The 20,781-nt window shown below is 59.4% G+C and carries 22 protein-coding genes; 13 read left to right on the top strand and 9 right to left on the bottom strand.

Annotated elements, in window-relative coordinates:
* Positions 1-7: 7 nt before the first annotated feature.
* The 3 genes from ACR0A2_RS16865 to ubiA form a co-directional block, all read right to left on the bottom strand.
* Positions 8-328 (bottom strand): hypothetical protein, encoded by a 321-nt coding sequence (locus ACR0A2_RS16865; RefSeq protein ID WP_117870533.1) that lies wholly within the window; start codon positions 326-328, stop codon positions 8-10.
* A gap of 1 nt (position 329) precedes the next feature.
* Positions 330-2,267, bottom strand: a complete 1,938-nt coding sequence (locus ACR0A2_RS16870) for an OmpA family protein (RefSeq protein ID WP_480836277.1) — start codon at positions 2,265-2,267, stop codon at positions 330-332.
* Between the two features lie 64 nt (positions 2,268-2,331).
* Positions 2,332-3,294 (bottom strand): 4-hydroxybenzoate octaprenyltransferase, encoded by a 963-nt coding sequence (ubiA, locus tag ACR0A2_RS16875; protein WP_480836279.1) that lies wholly within the window; start codon positions 3,292-3,294, stop codon positions 2,332-2,334.
* A gap of 12 nt (positions 3,295-3,306) precedes the next feature.
* Between ubiA and ACR0A2_RS16880 the strand changes: the two genes are divergently transcribed.
* The 9 genes from ACR0A2_RS16880 (at position 3,307) to ACR0A2_RS16920 (ending at position 12,610) form a co-directional block, all read left to right on the top strand.
* Positions 3,307-4,032 (top strand): 16S rRNA (uracil(1498)-N(3))-methyltransferase, encoded by a 726-nt coding sequence (locus ACR0A2_RS16880; protein ID WP_480836281.1) that lies wholly within the window; start codon positions 3,307-3,309, stop codon positions 4,030-4,032.
* 68 nt (positions 4,033-4,100) lie between these two features.
* Positions 4,101-4,874 (top strand): GNAT family N-acetyltransferase, encoded by a 774-nt coding sequence (locus ACR0A2_RS16885; RefSeq protein ID WP_172978444.1) that lies wholly within the window; start codon positions 4,101-4,103, stop codon positions 4,872-4,874.
* A complete protein-coding gene (locus tag ACR0A2_RS16890; RefSeq protein ID WP_171119774.1) occupies positions 4,871-5,398 on the top strand; it encodes a hypothetical protein in 528 nt (175 codons plus the stop codon). Before ACR0A2_RS16885 ends, ACR0A2_RS16890 begins: the two co-directional genes overlap by 4 nt.
* Before the next feature lie 66 nt (positions 5,399-5,464).
* Complete coding sequence (locus ACR0A2_RS16895; protein WP_480836283.1) at positions 5,465-6,835, top strand: glutamate--cysteine ligase; 1,371 nt, start codon at positions 5,465-5,467, stop codon at positions 6,833-6,835.
* A 70-nt stretch (positions 6,836-6,905) separates the two neighbouring features.
* A complete protein-coding gene (gene pheS / locus ACR0A2_RS16900; protein WP_480836285.1) occupies positions 6,906-7,979 on the top strand; it encodes a phenylalanine--tRNA ligase subunit alpha in 1,074 nt (357 codons plus the stop codon).
* Entirely contained in the window at positions 7,976-8,521 is a 546-nt protein-coding gene (locus ACR0A2_RS16905; protein ID WP_480836287.1) for a hypothetical protein, read from the top strand. The genes pheS and ACR0A2_RS16905 overlap by 4 nt, the downstream gene beginning before the upstream one ends.
* Before the next feature lie 282 nt (positions 8,522-8,803).
* Positions 8,804-9,607, top strand: coding sequence for a CE1 family esterase (locus ACR0A2_RS16910; RefSeq protein ID WP_480836289.1), 804 nt, complete (start codon positions 8,804-8,806; stop codon positions 9,605-9,607).
* A gap of 78 nt (positions 9,608-9,685) precedes the next feature.
* Positions 9,686-12,082: a phenylalanine--tRNA ligase subunit beta gene (gene pheT, locus ACR0A2_RS16915; RefSeq protein WP_480836291.1), complete on the top strand. Its 2,397-nt coding sequence runs from the start codon at positions 9,686-9,688 to the stop codon at positions 12,080-12,082.
* An 81-nt stretch (positions 12,083-12,163) separates the two neighbouring features.
* Positions 12,164-12,610, top strand: a complete 447-nt coding sequence (locus ACR0A2_RS16920; protein WP_171119768.1) for a YtoQ family protein — start codon at positions 12,164-12,166, stop codon at positions 12,608-12,610.
* A gap of 50 nt (positions 12,611-12,660) precedes the next feature.
* Here ACR0A2_RS16920 and ACR0A2_RS16925 read toward each other — a convergent pair whose 3' ends face one another.
* The gene (locus tag ACR0A2_RS16925) at positions 12,661-13,359 is read right to left on the bottom strand and encodes a glutathione S-transferase family protein (RefSeq protein ID WP_480836293.1); all 699 of its coding nucleotides are present in this window, start codon (positions 13,357-13,359) and stop codon (positions 12,661-12,663) included.
* A 210-nt stretch (positions 13,360-13,569) separates the two neighbouring features.
* Between ACR0A2_RS16925 and ACR0A2_RS16930 the strand changes: the two genes are divergently transcribed.
* Positions 13,570-14,382 carry a mechanosensitive ion channel family protein gene (locus tag ACR0A2_RS16930; RefSeq protein ID WP_174830423.1) on the top strand — a complete coding sequence of 271 codons (813 nt, stop codon included), beginning with the start codon at positions 13,570-13,572 and terminating at the stop codon, positions 14,380-14,382.
* A 189-nt stretch (positions 14,383-14,571) separates the two neighbouring features.
* Here the strand turns inward: ACR0A2_RS16930 and ald are convergent, their stop codons facing one another.
* Positions 14,572-15,690 carry an alanine dehydrogenase gene (gene ald / locus ACR0A2_RS16935; protein ID WP_152456755.1) on the bottom strand — a complete coding sequence of 373 codons (1,119 nt, stop codon included), beginning with the start codon at positions 15,688-15,690 and terminating at the stop codon, positions 14,572-14,574.
* 135 nt (positions 15,691-15,825) lie between these two features.
* On the opposite strand from ald, the gene ACR0A2_RS16940 reads away from it, so the two are divergent.
* A complete protein-coding gene (locus ACR0A2_RS16940; protein ID WP_152456756.1) occupies positions 15,826-16,284 on the top strand; it encodes an Lrp/AsnC family transcriptional regulator in 459 nt (152 codons plus the stop codon).
* A gap of 3 nt (positions 16,285-16,287) precedes the next feature.
* Here ACR0A2_RS16940 and ACR0A2_RS16945 read toward each other — a convergent pair whose 3' ends face one another.
* Entirely contained in the window at positions 16,288-17,127 is an 840-nt protein-coding gene (locus tag ACR0A2_RS16945; RefSeq protein WP_480836296.1) for a CPBP family intramembrane glutamic endopeptidase, read from the bottom strand.
* Between the two features lie 280 nt (positions 17,128-17,407).
* Here ACR0A2_RS16945 and ppk2 point away from each other — a divergent pair, with 280 nt between their 5' ends.
* Positions 17,408-18,325: a polyphosphate kinase 2 gene (gene ppk2, locus ACR0A2_RS16950; protein WP_371419726.1), complete on the top strand. Its 918-nt coding sequence runs from the start codon at positions 17,408-17,410 to the stop codon at positions 18,323-18,325.
* Positions 18,326-18,392: 67 nt separating this feature from the next.
* Here ppk2 and ACR0A2_RS16955 read toward each other — a convergent pair whose 3' ends face one another.
* The 3 genes from ACR0A2_RS16955 to rpsU form a co-directional block, all read right to left on the bottom strand.
* A complete protein-coding gene (locus ACR0A2_RS16955; RefSeq protein ID WP_480836298.1) occupies positions 18,393-19,415 on the bottom strand; it encodes a CAP domain-containing protein in 1,023 nt (340 codons plus the stop codon).
* 83 nt (positions 19,416-19,498) lie between these two features.
* Positions 19,499-19,687, bottom strand: coding sequence for a hypothetical protein (locus ACR0A2_RS16960; protein ID WP_171331405.1), 189 nt, complete (start codon positions 19,685-19,687; stop codon positions 19,499-19,501).
* A 22-nt stretch (positions 19,688-19,709) separates the two neighbouring features.
* Positions 19,710-19,916 (bottom strand): 30S ribosomal protein S21, encoded by a 207-nt coding sequence (rpsU, locus tag ACR0A2_RS16965; protein WP_005614280.1) that lies wholly within the window; start codon positions 19,914-19,916, stop codon positions 19,710-19,712.
* A gap of 111 nt (positions 19,917-20,027) precedes the next feature.
* Here rpsU and ACR0A2_RS16970 point away from each other — a divergent pair, with 111 nt between their 5' ends.
* On the top strand, positions 20,028-20,720 hold the full coding sequence (locus ACR0A2_RS16970; RefSeq protein ID WP_480836300.1) for a COQ9 family protein: 693 nt from the start codon (positions 20,028-20,030) through the stop codon (positions 20,718-20,720).
* Positions 20,721-20,781 lie beyond the last annotated feature (61 nt).

Here is a 20,781-nt window from a genome sequence, read left to right on the forward strand (position 1 = left end):
CGGTTTCTCAGTCGGCGTTGTTGATCCGACCGCGCATTTCCTCGGCCTCTTGCCGCGCGGCGCGCAGACCGTCCATGGCTGCGGCCAGCTCTGCCTCTGTCTGGGTCAGCTGATTGGTCAACTCGGCTTCACGTTGCTGAAGATAGGTTATGGCCTGATCGCGGGTTTCTTCCGCTTCGTGCAGTTCCTGGCTCATGCGATCCAGATCGGCAACGTCGCTTTGGCGGACGCGGGACAGGCGGTGTGCCAGCCAGTTGGCAAACCAGCCCATGCAGAAGGCCGCAAACAGAATGACGGCTGTGGCGATGATGAATTCGGTTCTGTTCAACTTACTGGTCCTCTGCGTCCGTGTCTGGTGCGGTCGATTCGGTCTGATCCGTTTCAGGCGCGTCAGCCTCAGCCCCAACCTCGGCCCCAACCTCGAGCGCTTCGAGGCCTGTTTCGGAGGCTTCGACAGGCTCGGGACGAATCAGCCGGAATTCGATCCGCCGGTTGGCTTCGCGGCCTTCTTCGGTGTCGTTGTCCGCGATGGGCTGTGTTTCACCGTATCCAACGGCAGTGTAGCTGCTGGTGGGAATGCGCCGCCCGCGCAGCTCGTTCAGAATCGATTGCGCCCGTGCCTGGCTGAGCTGCTGGTTCATCTCTTCGCGGCCCTGGCTGTCCGTATGGCCCTGGATCTCCAGCCGGATCGGCCCGCAGTCACGCAGGATGTCGGCGATCTGGTTCACCGTATCGCGCGAGTCGGATGCGATCGTCGCTGATCCGGGTTCGAACGCAATTTTGCTGACGGTCTGGATTTCGGCGATCTGCGCTTCGCAGACTTCAGGATCGGGCAGCGCGTCTTCGGGCTCCGGTGGAGGCTGATAGGTGATCGTCAGGGTGAATTCCTGCCCTTCGCCCAGCTTGTCCGACAACTGACCTGCGATACGGGCTTTGGCATCCTCTTCATGGCTGAGGCCGGTCAGTTCGACCGAGCCTGGTGTTACGGTCAAGGCCCCGTTGTGAAGCTGGGCCAACGCCTCGAGGCCGGCCAGAACACGCACCGGCCAATCTGCCGGAAGCCCCGGCGCGATACGGGTCGCGGTATAGACCTGATCCGAGCCGAAGGCCGCGCGGGCATAGCTGTCGACCATGTCCCGCAACGTTTCATCCCCCAGACGCCCTCGCAGTTGCACAAGCCCTTCGGGGCTGCGGGTCGCCGAGAACTCGACGGGTCCGGTTTGTTCGCTGGTTTCAGGTTCCGGCAGCACGGCATGCAGGGCAAAGACCTGAGGCAGCGCTGTTTCAAGTTCACCTACAACCCGGTCGAACAAGGCTGGATCCGTGCCTTGCGCCGCAACGAGGGTAATGTCCGCATCCGACATCGTGACCGAGCCTTTGCCGATTCTGGCCAGTGCCTGAATGCTCTTCTCGGCGGCTTCGGGCCAGCGTGGCGAGGGCTCGCCCAGGCCGATGGTGCAGGAATATGTTCCCGACAAGCCGGCATCGCGTGCAGCGGTCACGATCCGGTCGCGTGTCTTTGCATCCTGTGCCGAACAGGCGTCAAATTGCCCACCGTCTTCGTTGATCAGAAAACGCAGCGTAAAGGGCGTTATTACGGGACGAGGCGCCGAGATCGCCAGCCCGATCCGCAGGCTGGGCGGCGCGGCGCGGGTCAGATCGCGTTCGAGACGTTGTTTTTCCTGTTGGCTGTCCGCAATGGCGGTGATTTTGACCAAATCGGCGTTTGCGGAAATTTTGGCACGCGGCAGGCTGGCCAGCGCCTCGATGGCATATGATATCGCGGCATCCCAACCGTCGGGCTTGGGGTAATCCGCGGTTTCCATCAGGTCCGAAACTGCGATGTTGGGGTCGAGGTTGCTCAGCCTTCTGATCAGGTCATCTCTGTCTTCGCTGGCGGGGATCAAGCCGATGATCGAGATGCCGTGATCGTTGCGCAGAATTTCCGCTGAAAAGCGCGGCGGCGCCAGGGCAGAGGTTGCTTCGACCTCCATTTCATCGATTACGCGGGAAGCATCGACCTCGGTTCCGGCTGCGGTCAGTGCGTTGAATCGTGTCGCCTCATCGGGTGCAATCCCGGTCAGGACCACGCGCAAGCCATCGGATTCAACCTCGGCCCAGTCGTGTCCTTTGAGGTCAAGCGCCCGGCGCACGGCGAACTCCGATGTCTCTTCGATCTTTGTGACGGCATAGCTGGCTGCCAAAAGCGACAGCCCGGCTGATACAAGAAAGATCAGGGAAACAACGATAAAATACGGCAGACGCATATTTGGGTTTGACACTCCTCAGGCGGTTGGGCCGATCTTTACAGGCCGCGTTCAGCAGGTGCAATCAGAGCAACAGGGCGACGCAGAGGAAGATCAGCGGAATCAAGCCAGTGTCGCGGTTGAGCCTGAACAATTGCAACAGTCTGGCATTGTCTTCGATGTCCAACGCGCGGAGTTGCCACATCATGTGCCAGCCCATTGCCCAAGGCCCACAGAGCGCAACGCCCAATGCCAGCATCGAGGCATCCGGCACCCCTGCATCGACGATGGCCAGCCCCATCAGCGACACGGTTGCCACCAAAAAGTACTTCAGCCACTGCGCTGTATCGGCTCCGAACAGCCGGGCGGTTGATTTGATGCCGATCAGTTCGTCATCCTCGGCATCCTGATGCGCATAGATGGTATCGTAGAACAGGGTCCACGCAATTCCAGACAGGTAAAGCGTCACCGCTGGCCATCCCACGGAACCGCTATGCGCCGCCCAGGCCAGTAGGGCGCCCCAGTTGAAGGCCAGCCCCAGAAACACCTGAGGCCACCAGGTAAACCGTTTGGCAAACGGATAGATCGTCACGGGCAGCAGGGACAGAACACCCATTGCAATTGCCGCCTGATTGAAGCTGAGAAGGATGCCAAGCGCCAGAATGCATTGCAGGATCATCCAGACCGCGGCCTGCCGGACACTGACCTGACCCGAAGGAATCGGGCGCGAGCGTGTGCGCTCGACCTGCCCGTCGAATTCCCGGTCCGTAATGTCATTCCACGTGCAACCGGCGCCCCGCATCAGGAAGGCCCCAAATGCGCATCCCATGGCGATCCACAGATCTTCCCAACGCGGCTGACCATCATGCAGGATCGCCAGCGCCAGCCCCCACCAACAGGGAATCAGCAGCAGCCATGTCCCGATGGGTCGGTCCGCGCGGCTGAGGCGCAGATAGGGGCGGGCAAAGGCCGGGGCACGGGTGTCGACCCAGTTGCCGCTGACGGCATCGGCGACTTGACCATCTGGTGTTGGGGCATTGCCTTGCATATGTAGGGTCTCATGAGTGCGAAGATCAGACTGTATGTAGAGCAGCCCTTGGGTCAGGGGCAATCGGTTCCTTTGACGCGCGACCAGGCGCACTACCTCTTTGGTGTCATGCGCCTTGCGGTCAAAGGGCAGGTCGCCCTGTTCAACGGGCGGGACGGAGAGTGGTTGGCCGAAGTCTCCGAGGCGGGAAAACGCGGCGGGACGCTGACTTGCCTAAAACAGACGAAACCGTTGCAGCTGCCGCCCGATCTGTGGTTTCTGTTCGCGCCCATAAAAAAGGCCCGCACCGATTTCATCGTGGAAAAAGCCGCCGAAATGGGTGCGGCGCGTATCCTTCCTGTTCAGACCGAGTTCACCAATTCCGAACGCATTCGTCAGGACCGCCTGCAGGCCCATGCGGTCGAGGCGGCCGAGCAGTGCGGCGGAACCTTCGTGCCCGAGGTGGCCGATTTACAGCGGTTGGATCGGCTGCTGGATGCATGGCCCGAAGATCGGCAACTGATGTTCTGCAACGAAGCCGAGGTTGGATCGGCCCTGCGACTGGCCGCCAACGAAAAAGGACGGCCCTGGGCGATTCTCATCGGCCCGGAAGGCGGGTTTTCGGACCAGGAACGCGCGCGTTTGACAGGGTTGCCATTCGCGCATGTGGTCAGCCTTGGCCCTCGTATCCTGCGGGCCGACACGGCAGCGGTGGCTGCATTGACCATGTGGCAGCAGGCGTTGGGGGATTGGGCGTGATCCAAGAAGCCTCGCCGTCTGATGCCCCGGCCATTGAGGCGTTTTTGGCCAAACATCCCGATACTTCCATGTTTCTGCGCAGCAACCTGTTGGCGCACGGGATTGGATTTGGAGACGATGACCACTCTACCCGGTTCTTCATTTGGGGGCAGGATCGCATCCAAGGCGTATTCGGCCTGACCAAAAAGGGCTACCTGATGGCGCAACTGCCCGATTGTTCGCCAGAGGCCGCTCAGGCATTAGCGGGTCGGATCGCAGGTCAGATCGTTCTGGGCATGACAGGGGCTGCACAACAGGTTGAGATGATATTGGACGCGCTAGGGCTTGGACAGGCCGGTTATCGCCTGCATCATGATGAACCCCTGTACCGCCTGGATCTGGGCGAAATCCCAGAGGCACCGATTCCATTTCGTGCCCTGTCCGAAGCAGACCGGCCGTTACTGACGCGTTGGTTTGCGGATTACTTCGAGGATACCGACCAGGCCAAAGGGCAAGAGGCGCGTGAAATGGCCTCCGACCGGATCACCACCGATATTCAATCAGGCAGGGCGATTGTCATGCTGGAAGACGACGCCCCCGTAGCCATGGCCGCCATCAATGCATCAGTCCGGGATCAGGTTCAGGTCGGCGGTGTATTTGTGCCGCGCGAGAACAGAAATTGTGGACTCGGGCGCAAGGTCACAACAGCTGTGCTACAAAAGGCGAGGACCGAGGGCGCGAACAAGGCCATCCTGTTCGCCAACAATCCACCTGCCGCGCGAGCCTATGAGGCGATGGGGTTTCAGCAGGTCGGCTGGTATCGGGTCGCCCTGTTACAAACACCACAAAAGGTGATGTCATGAGTTTCATCCGACCCGAGGCCAAACTGGCCCTGTGGCGCTGGCGCGAAGTGCTGGTTGCCGGGTTTGTCCTGATCCTCGGTCTCAGCTGGATCAACGGGCCCGGTGGTCTGCTGGGGTGGATCGGCTGGCTGCTTGTCGCTGTCGCAATCGCCCTGGCGGTGATCGGGGTGCAGCGCGCGCGGTTCAGAACCGGCACTGGCGGACAGGGTGTCGTGACCGTCGATGAAGGTCAGATCACGTATTTCGGTCCACTGGATGGCGGCATAATCGCCACGCGCGAGATTGAGCGGCTGGCGCTCGATCCGACCTCGACGCCGGCGCATTGGGTGTTGGAACAACCGGGTCAGGCGGTGCTTCACATTCCTGTGAATGCGGAAGGGGCCGAGGCGCTGTTCGATGTCTTCTCGGCGCTTCCGGGCCTGAAAACCGAGCATATGCTGGCCGAACTGAACGGTGGATCGGCCCACCCGGTCGTGATTTGGGAGCGTACGCCCTCGCGCCCTCCACACCTTCGGCTGCATTGACACCGGCGCGGTTTGCCCCCACGACTGGCCAAAAGACAGACACATCAGGATCGGAGCACGGGTCTCATGTCCATCCCCCAGTCCGGCGGCGGACCAATCGAACGCCACGAGCAATTGGCCGAATATCTGGAGTCGGGCTGCAAGCCCAAGGCAGACTGGCGCATCGGCACCGAGCATGAGAAATTCGGCTACTGCAAGGACACGCTGAAACCGTTGCCGTTCGAAGGTGCGCGATCCATCGTGGCGGTGTTGGAGGGCCTGCGTGACCGGCACGGTTGGGCCGAAGTCCGTGAAGCGGGTCATCTGATCGGTCTGGAAAAGGACGGCGCCAATGTCAGCCTGGAGCCGGGCGGCGCGCTGGAGCTGTCGGGAGCTCCGCTCGAGACCATCCACGAAACCTGCGATGAGGTGAACACCCACCTGCGCGAGGTAAAGGACATCGCGGATGAGATCGGCGTGGGTTTCATCGGTCTGGGCGCGGCACCGACCTGGACACATGAGGAAATGCCGTTGATGCCCAAGGGGCGGTATCGGCTGATGAACGACTATATGGAAAAGGTCGGTACCATGGGCCGCGCCATGATGCGACGGACCTGCACCGTTCAGGTCAATATCGATTTCGGGTCCGAGGCCGACATGGTGCAGAAACTGCGTGTGGCGCTGGCCTTACAGCCGGTGGCAACGGCGTTGTTTGCGAACTCGCCCTTTTTCGAAGGCAAGGTAAATGGCCAGAAAAGCTGGCGCAGCTATATATGGCGGCATCTGGACGATGCGCGTACGGGCATGCTGCCTTTCGTGTTCGAAGACGGCTTTGGGTTCGAGCGTTACGTGCAATATGCGCTCGATGTTCCGATGTATTTCGTCTATCGCGACGGCCAGTATATCAATGCGCTGGGCATGTCGTTCCGCGACTTCCTGAAAGGCGAACTGCCCGCGCTGCCGGGGGAAACGCCCACGCTCAGCGATTGGGCCGACCACCTGACCACCGCCTTCCCCGAGGCGCGGATCAAGAAATTCATGGAAATGCGCGGGGCCGATGGCGGTCCTTGGCGGCGCCTGTGTGCCTTGCCCGCCTTCTGGGTCGGCCTGACTTACGATCAAACGGCCCTGGACGCGGCCTGGGATCTGGTCAAAGGCTGGGACACCGAGACCCGCGAGGCGCTGCGTGTCGCGGCTGCCAAAGACGGTCTGCAAGCGAAAGTCGGCACCATCAACATGCACGATCTGGCGCGTGAGGTTGTTGCGATCTCCGAGTCCGGCCTGAAAGCCCGCGCCTATCCCGGTGCCGGTGGCCTGGTGCCGGACGAGACCCATTTCCTCAACGCGCTCAAGGACAGCATCCAAAGCGGGAAAGTGCCTGCGGATGAGTTGCTGGAACACTACAACGGCGACTGGAACGGTGATCTGACCCGGATTTTCCCCGAATACAGCTATTGATCCGCCCGGTCCCGCTTGCATTCGCGGGGCTGGCCCGATAGCAGGTTGGCGACCAAATTCAGAGGGCGTCATGGACGATCTTAAGGCAAAATATCTGGGCCAAATCGCCGAGGCAGGCGACGAGAACGCGCTTGAGGCGATCCGCGTCGCCGCCGTGGGCAAAAAAGGCGAGGTCGCGCTGAAGATGCGCGAGTTGGGTAAAATGACGCCCGAGGAACGCCAGGTGGCAGGCCCAGCGCTGAATGCCCTGAAGGATGAGATCAACGCGGCCCTGTCCGCCAAAAAGGCCGCTTTGGCCGATGCTGCGCTGGATGAGCGTCTGCGCACCGAATGGCTGGACGTCACCCTGCCGACCCGCGCGCGCCGTCAGGGCTCGATCCACCCGATCAGCCAGGCGACCGAGGAACTGACCGCGATCTTTGCCGAACTGGGCTTCTCGGTGGCCGAAGGGCCGCGGATCGAGGATGACTGGTATAACTTTGACGCCCTGAACATCCCCGGCCACCACCCCGCGCGGGCCGAGATGGACACGTTCTATATGCACCGCGCCGAGGGCGACAATCGCCCGCCGCATGTGCTGCGGACCCACACGTCCCCAGTGCAGATCCGCTCGATGGAGAAACAGGGCGCACCGATCCGCGTGATCTGTCCGGGCGGTGTCTACCGCGCCGACTATGACCAGACCCACACGCCGATGTTCCATCAGGTCGAGGGGCTGGCCATCGACACCGACATCTCGATGGCGAACCTGAAATGGGTTCTGGAAGAATTCGTGAAGGCGTTCTTTGAGGTCGACGACGTCGAACTGCGCTTCCGCGCCTCGCACTTCCCCTTTACCGAGCCATCGGCCGAGGTCGATATCCGCTGTTCGTGGGATAACGGTCAGCTGAAGATCGGCGAGGGCGACGACTGGATGGAGATTTTGGGCTCGGGCATGGTCCACCCCAAGGTGATCGCCGCCGGTGGGATTGACCCCGAGGTCTATCAGGGCTTTGCCTTCGGCATCGGCATCGACCGTCTGGCGATGCTGAAATACGGGATCCCGGATTTGCGGGCGTTCTTTGACAGCGATCTGCGGTGGTTGAGGCACTATGGGTTCGCGGCGCTGGATATGCCTAACCTGCATGCTGGTTTGAGCCGGTGATTACTGAGGAAATCGCTACTAGTCGCATCGCAATTTGGTGGGAGCGAGCAAAAGCCGAGTCCGGCGATGTCAATGCCGTCGTTTTTTTTCTACTTATTCTTTTTGGAGCATGTCTGGTCTTGCTGCTTCCGAAAGCTGCCTCAACTATTATTGGAACGACCGGAGTACTGATCGTTGCGTTCGTGGCTTACCCTTGGCAGAAGCGTAAGGATCGAGATTTAGCTGTACACACAGAAAAAAGACAACTGGCTAGAGAATTCTGCGCGCAGATTATGGAAGTTTACGTGATGGAAAAGGATGTGGACGTTAATCTCGATCCACGATTCATCAAGTTAAATTCTCTTCAAGCAGAGATGACATTGTTAATGGATTCCGAACAAGTCGTCGATGCGGCTGCGGAAGTATGTGCGGCCGCTCGCTGGCTTTACTCTAGAGAAGACCAATTTCTGATATCTTCAGATGGTACCCGAAGAACTCGAGGTGAAAACCTTATTTTTGCCGAAAAGAGATTCCTTGCTGCCGTAAAAGCAGAGCTGCGATAGGCCACCGCGCCATCGGTCGTTCATTGAGGCGCCATTGGTTCGAGCCCAATGGACGACACGGCCCGCACGGGCTGGCGATTTGTCTCCGTTAGCTCTCCGTTTGAACGGCACACGGATTTGGCCAGCATAAATTGCCCACCACGCCCCGAAGATCGCCATCCCGCGGTCTGGCGATGGCGCGGCTTGTGATCTAGCCTGACAGACGGGCGACAGCGCGGCTTGTTACAGGTTCCCACAGGGTTGTGACGTGACTTGGCGCTCAGGCTGGGTAGGGTCGAGCGCATGATCCATCGACTGCTTTTTCTTCTGCTGACCGCAACTCCCGCTTTCGCCATGGGGCCATGGAAGTCGGATTGCCACGGCGATATTGCCTGTCAGGTCGGCGACCGCTCGTACCATGTGCTCGAGCCGGACGGGTGGGATGGCGAAAGCCCACTGCCCGTGCTCTTGCATTTCCACGGCTGGGCGCGGCAGGGGACCGTGGTGGTGAACCATGAACGCATCGCCGGAGCCACGAAGCTGCGGGGTGTGTTGCTGGTGGCCCCGAACGGGCTGGGCAAAAGCTGGGACTTCTGGACCCCGGAGACCGGCGATGTACCCTTTGCCGATGCGGTGCTGGAGGATGTCGCCAAGCGCTATCCGATTGATCCGGAACGCATCTATGTCTCGGGCTATTCCTTTGGCGGCGCGATGGCGTGGCGCTATGTCTGTCAGTCGGGCAATGACATCGCCGCCTTGCTGGCCGTTGCGGGCAGCATCCGCCAGACCGAAGCCTGCCCCGAAGCCCCGCGCGAGGTGCGCCATGTGCATGGGCTGGACGACACGGTGATGGATTTTCCCTTTGGACCGGGCGGCGATACGACCTATCCGGTGGCCCTATGGCGGGAAAAGTACAACTGCAACGGCGCCACCCCGCGCGGCGATTGGAGCGTGAGACCGTTCCTGACGCTCAGCCGGGTGGAATGGACCGATTGTGCGCAGGGGCAGGTGGTGCTGGACACGCATCCGGGCGGGCATTTCATCCCGCATGGCTGGATCGGGCGGCAATTGGACGAGCTTTTGGGCCGCACCCCCACTTATCCGTGACCTGCAGCGCTTGCACCTTGGCGCATTCTTTGTCATTGCCTGTGCCGACTGGATGTTTGCCAAAAAAGGCCCCGAGCAATGAAATTCACTCTGTCCTGGCTGAAAGACCACCTCGACACCGATGCGTCGGTTGATGAGATCACTGAGGCGCTGACCGACCTTGGCCTTGAGGTCGAAGAGGTCATCAACCCGGCTGACAAGCTCAAGGACTTTACGCTGGGCTATGTGAAACACGCGGAAAAACACCCTGACGCCGACAAGCTGCGTGTCTGCAAGGTGGACACGGATGAAGGCGAGTTGCAGATCATCTGCGGCGCGCCCAACGCCCGCGAAGGGATCACTGTCGTCGTCTGCAAGCCGGGCATGTATATCCCCGGTCTGGACCTGACGATCAGCGTCGGCAAGATCCGCGGCGTCGAAAGCTTTGGCATGATGGCGTCGGAGCGCGAGCTGGAATTGTCGGACGAACATGACGGCATCATCGAATTGCCCTCGGGCGAGGTCGGTGACAGGTTCGTTGATTGGCTTGCCGAGAATGACCCATCGAAAGTCGATCCCGTGATCGAGATCGCGATCACTCCGAACCGGCCCGATGCGCTGGGCGTGGAAGGCATCGCGCGTGATCTGGCGGCGCGTGGGATCGGCACTCTGAAACAGCGCGACTACGTGCCGGTGCCCGGTGATTTCGAAAGCCCGATCAAAGTATCGATTGACGAGGAAACGCTGGATGGCTGCCCGCATTTCACGGGCCGCCTTATCAAGGGCGTCAAGAACGGCCCCAGCCCGCAGTGGTTGCAGGATCAGTTGAAGGCGATCGGGCTGCGTCCGATTTCGGCGCTGGTGGATATCACCAACTATATGACCTTTGACCATAACCGCCCGCTGCATGTGTTTGACGCGGACAAGGTGCAGGGCAATCTTCGCGTTCATCGCGCCAAAGGCGGTGAAACCCTGGTGGCGCTGGACGAGAAGGAATACACCATTCAGCCCGGCATGATGGTTATTTCAGATGACAAAGGCCCGGAATCCATCGCAGGCATCATGGGCGGTCAGGAAACCGGCTGCACCGAGGATACGGTGAATGTGTTCCTGGAAAGCGCGTTCTGGGATCATGTGCAGATCGCGTTGACGGGTCGTGCGCTGAAAATCAATTCGGACGCGCGGTACCGGTTCGAACGCGGCGTGGACCCTGAATACACGCTGGAAGGGCTCGAGCACGCAACCCAGTTGATTCTGGACATCTGCGGTGGCGAAGCATCCAAAGTGGTCGAGGCGGGGAAAGCGCCGAACCACGCGCGTGCGTACAAGCTGGATGCCGAACGGGTGCAGTCTCTGGTCGGGATGGACATTCCCGAAAGCGAGCAGCGTCAGACGCTGACCCGTCTGGGTTTCCGTCTGGAGGGCGAAATGGCCCACGTGCCAAGCTGGCGCCCCGACATCATGGGTGAGGCCGATCTGGTGGAAGAGGTCGCACGGATCGCCTCGTTGACCAAGTTGCAGGGCAAGCCCTTGCCGCGTGTCACAGATGGTATTCCCAAGCCGGTGATGACACCGACTCAGCGCCGCCAGTCCATGGCGCGCCGCACCTGCGCCGCTCTGGGTTACAACGAATGCGTCACCTATACGTTCATCGATAAGACTTCGGCTGCTTTGTTCGGTGGCGGGGATGACGCGACCATGCTTGAAAATCCGATCTCGTCCGAGATGAGCCACATGCGCCCGGATCTGCTGCCCGGTTTGTTGCAGGCCGCGGCGCGCAATCAGGCACGCGGATATGCCGACGTCGCCCTGTTCGAGGTCGGCCCTGTTTTCCATGATGGCGAACCCGGCGACCAGAAAACCCAGATCGCCGGCCTGCTGGTTGGCCGCAACGGCCCCAAGGATGTGCACGGGGCGTCGCGCCTGGTGGATGTCTTTGATGCCAAGGCGGATGCCGAGGCCGTTCTTGCGGCGATCGGAGCACCGGCCAAGGTACAGGTTCTGCGCGACGGCGATGCCTGGTGGCATCCGGGTCGTCACGGCAAGATCTGTCTGGGTCCCAAAAAGGTGCTGGGTGTTTTTGGTGAGCTGCACCCGCGCGTGTTGCAGGTGATGGATATCAAGGGTCCGGCAATGGCCTTTACGATCTGGCCCGACGAAGTTCCCTTGCCCCGCAAGTCCGGTGCCACACGTGCCGCATTGGAATTGCGTGACTTGCAAGCGGTTGAACGTGACTTTGCCTTTGTCGTTGATGAAAACGTCGAGGCGCTGACATTGGTGAACGCAGCGGCAGGTGCCGACAAAGCGCTGATCGAAGATGTGCGCGTCTTTGACGAATTTATCGGTGGCAGCCTGGGTGAAGGTAAAAAATCGCTGGCCATAACGGTACGTTTGCAGCCGACAGAGCAGACGCTGAAGGAAAAGGACATTGAAGCGGTGGCCGAAAAGATCATCGCCAAAGTCTCCAAGGCGACCGGCGGTGTTCTGCGGGGCTGATGCAGGGCCGCCTCCGGCGGGAGTATTTCAGAAAAGATGAAGGGGCGGTGGCGCCCTTTCCGTGTTTACGGAGGACGAAAGATGCTGAACGTGTACCTCTCTGGCGAAATCCACACCGATTGGCGCGAACAGATCATCGACGGCGCGCAGGGGTTGGACATCACATTCAACAGCCCGGTGACGGACCACGCGGCCAGCGACGATTGCGGCGTTGCCATTCTGGGGGAAGAGCCGAACAAATACTGGCATGACCACAAGGGTGCGATGGTCAATGCGATCCGGACCCGCAAGGGCATTTCGGATGCTGACGTGGTGGTTGTCCGGTTTGGCGACAAGTACAAACAGTGGAACGCGGCTTTTGATGCGGGCTATGCCGCAGCGCTGGGTAAATCCATCATCGTGCTGCACGGCCCCGAGCATCAGCACGCGTTGAAAGAAGTGGATGCAGCCGCGCTGGCCGTGGCGGAAAAGCCCGCGCAGGTTGTCGAAATCCTGCGGTATGTGCTGACGGGTGCACTGCCGGGCTGAGTTTTTCAATGCGGGTGCCGGTTTCGGCACCCTGTCGATCGCGAAACCGTTCAAGCGCGTGCGGGTATGGTCTTGCCGCGCTGCACCGCCGGGCGCTGCATGAAACGGTCGACATAGGCGACGACATTGGCGTAGTCGTCCCAGCCAACAACTTCTTTCGCGCCATAGAAGTCCAAAGCATTCAGCCAGGGGGCAAGCGCGATATCCGCGATGGAGTAATCGCCGGCGATCCAGTCTTTCCCTTCCAGTTGCGTGTTGACCACGTTCAAAAGGCGTTTGGCCTCGTTGACATAGCGTTCGCGCGGTCGGGGGTCTTCGATTTCGCTGCCCGCGAATTTGTAGAAGAAGCCAAGCTGGCCGAACATCGGCCCTACGCCCCCCATTTGGAACATCAGCCATTGTGTAATGCGATGCTTGTCTGCTGCGCTTTGTCCCAGCAACTTGCCTGATTTCTCGGCCAGATACAGCAGGATTGCCCCGCTTTCGAACAGGGCCAGCGGCTTGCCGTCCGGCCCGTTGGGATCGATGATCGCTGGGATTTTGTTGTTTGGGTTCAGCGACAGAAACTCGGGGCTTTTGACATCCGCATCCGATAGCGTCACCAGATGGGGCTCATAGGGCAGGCTGGTTTCCTCCAGCATAATCGATGCCTTTACGCCGTTTGGAGTCGGATAGGAATACAGTTGAATCTTGTCCGGGGACTGCGCGGGCCAGCGCGCCATGATCGGATGAGGTTTGTTGTCCAGCATTGGGGGCTCCTGTTTGGCTGTCCCTGTAAAAGCTAGGGGCCACGCCTGATTTATATAAGCCCTTGGCGATGTGCATTTCCGGTCAGGCCGTGTTTTCTGGTGAACAAAGGGGAAATCCAACGCAACTCGCACCTAGACCGGAAGCCAAACTTGGCTCACAATCTGGTGACCCCCGCGAAAACCTCGCGGGTTTCTTGCTGTTGAAAGGAGATGGGCGTGGATGAGGTCGTAACACAGGTGGGCGCATTTGCCCCGCTGATCATGAGTGCCGTCAAGGCGCTTGTCGTTCTGATCCTGGGCTGGATCGTGGCTGGTGCAATCGGGGGCATGGTTCGCCGCCGGATCAATTCGACGCCGCATATTGATCCGACGCTAGGGAACTTTTCGGCTAGCCTGGTCAAATGGGCCATTCTCGCCATGGTTCTGGTTGCCGTTCTGGGCATCTTCGGAATTGAAGCCACCAGCATCGTCGCCATTCTGGGTGCCGCGTCCTTGGCTATCGGCCTGGCGCTTCAAGGCACGCTCAGCGATCTGGCGGCCGGTGTGATGCTGGTTGTCTTCCGGCCCTACAAGCTGGGTCAATTCGTTGATATCGGCGGCACGTCAGGCACCGTAAAGGACCTGAACCTGTTCACCACCGAGCTGGTGACGCCGGACAACGTGCAGATCATTGTTCCGAACGGTCAGGCATGGGGCTCGATCATCACGAACTACTCTGCCCATGACACGCGTCGTGTCGATCTGGTATTCGGAATCGACTATGGCGACAGCGCGGACAAAGCCATGCAGATCATTCTGGATGTGGCCAAAGCGGACAGTCGCATTCACAGCGACCCGGAACCCTGGGTTCGGGTTACGAACCTGGGTGACAGCTCGGTGGATCTGACGGCACGGCTGTGGTGCTCGGCGCCAGACTATTGGGATGTCAAATTCGAGCTGACGAAAACGATCAAGGAAGCCTTTGACGATAAGGGTATTTCGATCCCTTACCCTCATTCGGTGGAAATCCAGAAACAGGGGTGACGGCTCCCGCCCGTCGATCGGGCATTCGAAAATGCCCTCCTCCCGTTAGGCCGGGTACCGCGCAAGGGCGCGGTGCCCTTTTCTTTGTTGAAACCATCGCTTTGGGTCCGACCGCGCCACGCCTGTGGCGTGGCGCTATGCCCAACGCTGGAAACCGTTTTTCAAAAGCGATTTCAGGGGCGGGAGTGGTTACGACTTGACGATTACGTTGGGCGAGACGACGTCAATACCAAGGGCCTTGCCGACCGCATAGTAGGTCAGCTTGCCAGCGTGGACGTTCAGACCTTCCAGCAGATGCGGATCGTCCTGACACGCCTGTTTCCAGCCTTTGTCCGCCAGAGACAGCATGAACGGCATTGTTGCGTTGCCCAGGGCGATGGTCGAGGTGCGCGCCACCGCGCCCGGCATGTTGGCAACGCAGTAGTGCATGATGCCGTCGACGTCGTAGATCGGGTCGGCATGGGTGGTGGCTTTCGACGTCTCGAAGCACCCGCCCTGGTCGATGGCAACATCGACAAGTACGGCACCGGGTTTCATCGTCGACAACTGGGCGCGCGAGACAAGTTTTGGGGCCGCAGCGCCGGGGATCAGAACGGCACCGATGACCATATCGGCATCCTGGATCAGCTCGGCCGTGGCACCCGCCGTCGAATACTGATTCTTGAAGGTTCCGCCAAAGACGTCGTCCAGATAGCGCAACCGCGGCAAAGAGCGATCCAGAACGGTGACATCCGCGCCCATTCCGGCAGCGATCTTCGCCGCATGGGTCCCAACGACGCCGCCGCCAATTACGACCACTTTGGCAGGGCCGACACCGGGTACGCCACCCATCAGAACGCCGCGCCCGCCATTGGCCTTTTGCAGTGTCCACGACCCGACCTGAGGGGCCAGACGACCGGCGACTTCGGACATCGGTGCCAGCAGGGGCAGGCCGCCGTTCGCATCGGTCACAGTTTCATAGGCGATTGCGGTGCAACCCGATTCCAGCAGGTCATGCGTCTGGTCCGGGTCCGGGGCCAGGTGCAGATAGGTGAACAGCAACTGCCCTTCACGCAGCATCTTGCGTTCCACGGCCTGGGGTTCCTTGACCTTGACGATCATGTCGGCGGTAGCAAACACCTCTTCCGCAGTGTCGATGATACGTGCGCCAGCCGCGACATAGGCGTCGTTGTCAAATCCCGCGCCGATGCCGGCGCCGGATTCGATCAGGACTTCGTGACCACGTGCGACTGCTTCCTGAGCAGCATTGGGCGTCATCCCGACGCGGAATTCCTGAGGTTTGATTTCTTTGGGGCAACCGATTTTCATGGGGTTCTCCGTACATAAACTGCTTAAATTATGTGCATTTCGCAGTGCAATTTCTGTGAAAGAAAACGTGTCAGTACATTTTTCTTTGGAAGAATATCGCGTAATATACAAAAACCTTGCAAAGGAATTGCATAAATGAGCTTGGATACGACTGATCGAAAGATTCTGGCGGCATTACAAAAAAACGGTAGGATGTCGAATTCGGAATTGTCTGAACAGGTCAACTTGTCTCCGTCGGCTTGCCACCGGCGTGTTCAGCGGCTGGAGGTTGAAGGCTACATTCGCAACTACGTGGCCCTGCTGGATGCGCGGAAGATGAACGTGCCGACAACGGTCTTTGTCGAGATCACGCTACAGGGTCAGGCCGAAGAGGTTCTGGATGCGTTTGAAAAGGCGGTGGCCCGGATACCGGATGTGCTGGAATGCCATCTGATGGCCGGTACGGCGGATTACATTCTGAAAGTTGTGGCGGAAAACACCGAAGATTTCGCCCGCATCCATCGGCAATACCTGTCGCGCCTGCCCGGGGTTGCGCAAATGCAAAGCTCGTTTGCCTTGCGTACCGTGTTCAAGACCACTGCCTTGCCCGTCTGATTGTCATAAAGGCCCGGGATAGGTGAACAGAAAAAGATGGGTCAGGTTGAACCCGAAATGCATCATCACAGGCACCCACAGGCGCCTGGTTGCATAGTATCCCAATCCGCAGGCCAGCCCGAGAATGGAAGCAAAAACCACCAGCGCCGGACCCCCGGCGACATGGGCCAGCCCGAACAGCAGGCTGGCTGCTATTACACTGCCAACGGCCCCCAGGCGCGGGGCGATGGCCGATTGCAGATAGCCACGAAAGAAGGCTTCTTCTGTCAGGCAAGTCAGAAACAGGTTGGACAGGGCAAATACCAACCACCAGGGCGGGACCGTAAATTCCGGCTGCACCGCGCCGAAGGAAAGCCCCAACAGAAACAGCCCCGGCAGGAGCAGCAACCCTGCCAGCAAGGCCGTGCGATTGATCTGCGTTTTGCCGCGCAGCATCCCGGGCCAGGCCAGAAGTACGGCAAAGAAGACCATCGGTTTGTCCAGGTTCAGATGCAGGGTGAAACTGGCACTTCCCGCGCCTGCCTGTACCTGATCCAGAATTTTCAAATTTTCGAATCCCGGCAGCAGATGTGCACCCATCACCAGACACCACAGGATCAACAACAAGTGTCCGGCGACAGCAGGCCATCCTTTCAGATGGGGCAGCAATGAAGCTCCGACCAGACCAAAGGCCGCCGCAGCGATCGCCATGGGTGACATCAATCCTGTCGCCGAGGCAATGCTGATGAACAAAACCAGCAGCGACAAGCCGATGCCTGTCCGCCGGGCCAGCACCATCAATTGCGCTGATATAAGAACAAGCCAGGGCCAGATAATGGGCATCACGGAAAGAAGGAATGTCACAATCGCCTCGTCTTTGTCATGCGCACCGTGATGCCGCACCAAAACGAGGCAATGCAAGCATCCGTGGCCAAGCGCCGTGCATTGCGTCAATTCAGACGCTTGTATCCCCTCGGCCAGATGTACAAATTCAGGGGAAAGACCGTATACCCGCGCTGGACCTGATTTGCAGGCACGACAACAGCCGCAGGACTCGTGACCCTAGCGTCAATTTATCTGGTGGCATCAGGTTGTTACACGGGCCCGATATGGTCCGAACCCGAAGACCGAGAAGGAGCTGACCTTGGACAACGAAAACACTGGCGCCCCCAAAGACTGGCTGGAAGCCGAGCTGGAGGACACGCTGGACGAAGATTTCGAGATAGAATTCAGTGAGCCGATGCTGTCGATGGAAGTCCGGAAAATCTATCGGGAACAGCATCCGGACATGTTGGATCGCAAGGTTTACTTCCGCAACCTGCTGCGCCTGCAAGCCGAACTGATCAAGGTTCAGGACTGGGTACAGCATACCGGAGCCAAGGTCTGTATCCTGTTTGAAGGCCGTGACAGTGCCGGTAAAGGGGGCGTGATCAAGCGGATCACCCAGCGTCTGAACCCGCGTGTCGCGCGCGTGGTGGCATTGCCGGCACCCAGCCGCCGAGAGCAAAGCCAGTGGTATTTCCAGCGTTACGTACCGCATCTGCCGGCGGCGGGCGAAATCGTTCTGTTCGACCGCTCCTGGTACAACCGGGCCGGCGTCGAGCGGGTGATGGGTTTTGCGTCCGAGGACCAGGTTGAACAATTCTTTCAGGACGTTCCTGAGTTCGAGCGGATGCTGGTGCGGTCAGGGATCATTCTGCTGAAATACTGGTTCTCGATCACGGACGAGGAACAGCAGTTGCGATTCCTCATGCGTATTCACGACCCGATGAAGCAATGGAAGCTGTCGCCGATGGATCTGGAATCCCGCATCCGCTGGGAATCCTACACAAAGGCCAAAGAGGACATGCTTTTCCGAACCAATATCCCCGAGGCCCCGTGGTACATCGTCGAAGGCAATGACAAAAAGCGCGAAAGGCTGAACTGTATCGAGCATCTTTTGACAAAAATCCCTTACGAGGACGTGCCTCAGGAAAAGGTCAATCTGCCCGATCGCAAGTACAACCCGGAATACGAACGCCGCGTTTTGCCGGATGAGCTTTACGTACCAAAGATCTATTGAAGCAAGATCAGGCTCTGAGCCGGAATATGCGAGGCCGACACGGCCGGCCTCGCACGGGGTCAACTGATCAGGCTGCATCCATCATGCAGTCAAAGTGAAAGAAGTTGACCATTGTGATGTCACAGTCATCGACGTCGGCTGTTTCGGTGCCCGCAGGCTCGGATTCCGTTTCCGGCGTGACGTCGACGGTCGGCATCATGTCGATATCATCGGTGTCCGCCACGTCCGTGTCGCCGTTCATATCGTCACCCCAGTTGAACTCGTCAAACTGCGCTTGCAGGTTTTCGAGGAAACTGGCGATTTCATCCAGGAAGGCCTGAACGTCAAAGCAGAACGTCTCGGCCTCACCTCCGTCAACCACGTCCACGTCCGGCGTTTCGGGTTCCGGCTCTTCGGTTTCGGTGACGTCGGTATCGGGTGCTTCGGGTTCTGGTTCCTCGGTTTCGGTGACGACGGTATCGGGTGTTTCGGGTTCCGGCTCTTCGGTTTCGGTGACGTCGGTATTGGGTGTTTCGGGCTCCGGTTCCTCGGTCTCGGTGACGTCGGTGTCGGGTGTTTCAGGTTCGGGCTCTTCCGGAACAGCAACTTCGTCCGGCGTGGTTGGCGGAACGGGCGGTGTGTTCGTATTGCCGTTGTCCAGCATGACTGCCGCGTCGGTTGCGGCAAAGTTCTGGGTGACCATCACCGCATCAAAACCCTGCATATCGCCGGTTTCGATCCCGATCCCGATATATTTGAAATCCGGGTTCAGAATATTGGCGCGGTGGCCCGGGCTGTTCATCAGGTTCTGGTGCAACTGCGCCACGTCATCGCTGATGCCGGGCTGTCCGCGTTCGGACTGCCATGCGATGTTTTCGCCGGTCCGCCAGTTGCCCTCAAGATCGAACCCGGCGTTTTGCATCCGCTGGGTCGCACTGGAACCGCCCGAGCCGGTGTGGCTGAACGTGTCTGTATCCAGCATCCAGGTGCTGTGATCTTCGGATGAATCGTTCAGCTGCGTCTCAAGCTGAAGCGGGTTGAGCCCGCGGGATGTGCGTTCCTGGTTTATCAGCTCCAGCATCTCGCGTTCGAATGTACTTGCAGTCGACATTTTTGCCTCCGTTTGTGTTTGTGCCCTTCCGGACGGGCTCACTTAGAGGTCGGGATATCGACGGTGGTAGAGGGTGTTTCACCTCAGGCGAGTTTTGGCAACGCGATGCTACCGATGCGGGATTCGCTGCGCTGCAAAATGCCGGGCAAAATGTTGCTGGTGAGGAAATGGCGGCTTGTCGCACAGCCGGTACCACGAGTCGGCGGATTGAAACCGATCGCCGAAACGACAAACCCCCGGGCGATGCCTCGGGGGTCGTCAAATAGTGTCATCCAAAGCTGGACGAGGAAAGTCTTAGAGCAGACCTTCGCGCTGGGCTTTCTTGCGTGCCAGTTTACGGGCACGACGGATCGCTTCAGCCTTCTCGCGCGCTTTTTTCTCGGACGGTTTCTCAAAATGTTGCTTCAGCTTCATTTCACGGAACACGCCTTCGCGCTGCAGCTTTTTCTTCAGGGCACGAAGCGCCTGATCGACGTTGTTGTCGCGAACACTAACCTGCATGTGGTTGTCACCACCTTTCTAGATAGAGTTGCAAGGAAATTGCAGGAGTTGGCCGTATAGCAAAGCCGCTCTAACTTGTCTAGTACTGGGTCCGACAACCGGAGAACCGCCATGACGACCACATATGAAGATGCAAAACAGCAGCTTTTGGATGCGATGCTGATCCATGTTCCCTTCGATGGGTGGTCGGAATCCAGTTTCCGCGCCTCCATTTCCGACTGTGGTCTGGATGACGGTCTGGCGCGCGCGATTTGTCCGCGCGGCGCGGTGGATCTGGCGCTGGCCTACCACGCGCGCGGGGATCAGGCGATGCTGGACCGCATCAAGTCCGAGGACCTGAGCGAACTGAAATTCCGCGACAGGATTGCAGCTGCGGTTCGGTTCCGGTTGCAGGCCGTCGAGGACAAAGAACTGGTGCGCCGGGGCATGACGCTGTTTTCCCTGCCAACCCATGCGGCCGACGGTGCCAAGGCGGTTTGGCAGACCTGCGATCTGATCTGGGATGCGCTGGGCGACAGCTCGGATGATGTGAACTGGTACACGAAGCGGGCCACTTTGTCGGGTGTCTATTCCTCGACCCTGCTGTTCTGGCTGGGTGATGACAGCCCGGATCATCAGAACACGTGGGAGTTTCTGGATCGCCGGATCGCAAATGTCATGGAGTTTGAAAAGCTCAAGGCGCAGGTGCGCGACAACCCGGTGTTGAAACCGTTTCTGGCGGTTCCGAACTGGCTGGCGGGTCAGGTGAAGGCTCCGGTCAAAATGCGGGCCGATCTTCCGGGAATGCTGAACCCCCGAAAGTAGCGCGTCTTGATGCTGGGCCTTGGCCCTGATGCCTGCTAGGCATTGGGCAAAGGAGGTGCCT

Source organism: Ruegeria sp. H8 (genome assembly GCF_056532905.1).

Coding starts and splice junctions, on each gene's coding strand:
- ACR0A2_RS16895 (WP_480836283.1), top strand. CDS start 5,465: ATGTCCATCCCCCAGTCCGGCGGCGGACCAATCGAACGCCACGAGCAA.
- ubiA (WP_480836279.1), bottom strand. CDS start 3,294: ATGCAAGGCAATGCCCCAACACCAGATGGTCAAGTCGCCGATGCCGTC.
- ACR0A2_RS16955 (WP_480836298.1), bottom strand. CDS start 19,415: ATGTCGACTGCAAGTACATTCGAACGCGAGATGCTGGAGCTGATAAAC.
- ACR0A2_RS16885 (WP_172978444.1), top strand. CDS start 4,101: ATGTTTCTGCGCAGCAACCTGTTGGCGCACGGGATTGGATTTGGAGAC.
- ACR0A2_RS16920 (WP_171119768.1), top strand. CDS start 12,164: ATGCTGAACGTGTACCTCTCTGGCGAAATCCACACCGATTGGCGCGAA.
- pheT (WP_480836291.1), top strand. CDS start 9,686: ATGAAATTCACTCTGTCCTGGCTGAAAGACCACCTCGACACCGATGCG.
- ACR0A2_RS16925 (WP_480836293.1), bottom strand. CDS start 13,359: ATGCTGGACAACAAACCTCATCCGATCATGGCGCGCTGGCCCGCGCAG.
- ACR0A2_RS16890 (WP_171119774.1), top strand. CDS start 4,871: ATGAGTTTCATCCGACCCGAGGCCAAACTGGCCCTGTGGCGCTGGCGC.
- ACR0A2_RS16880 (WP_480836281.1), top strand. CDS start 3,307: ATGAGTGCGAAGATCAGACTGTATGTAGAGCAGCCCTTGGGTCAGGGG.
- ACR0A2_RS16870 (WP_480836277.1), bottom strand. CDS start 2,267: ATGCGTCTGCCGTATTTTATCGTTGTTTCCCTGATCTTTCTTGTATCA.
- rpsU (WP_005614280.1), bottom strand. CDS start 19,916: ATGCAGGTTAGTGTTCGCGACAACAACGTCGATCAGGCGCTTCGTGCC.
- pheS (WP_480836285.1), top strand. CDS start 6,906: ATGGACGATCTTAAGGCAAAATATCTGGGCCAAATCGCCGAGGCAGGC.
- ald (WP_152456755.1), bottom strand. CDS start 15,690: ATGAAAATCGGTTGCCCCAAAGAAATCAAACCTCAGGAATTCCGCGTC.
- ACR0A2_RS16930 (WP_174830423.1), top strand. CDS start 13,570: ATGGGCGTGGATGAGGTCGTAACACAGGTGGGCGCATTTGCCCCGCTG.
- ACR0A2_RS16910 (WP_480836289.1), top strand. CDS start 8,804: ATGATCCATCGACTGCTTTTTCTTCTGCTGACCGCAACTCCCGCTTTC.
- ACR0A2_RS16940 (WP_152456756.1), top strand. CDS start 15,826: ATGAGCTTGGATACGACTGATCGAAAGATTCTGGCGGCATTACAAAAA.
- ACR0A2_RS16960 (WP_171331405.1), bottom strand. CDS start 19,687: ATGACACTATTTGACGACCCCCGAGGCATCGCCCGGGGGTTTGTCGTT.
- ACR0A2_RS16970 (WP_480836300.1), top strand. CDS start 20,028: ATGACGACCACATATGAAGATGCAAAACAGCAGCTTTTGGATGCGATG.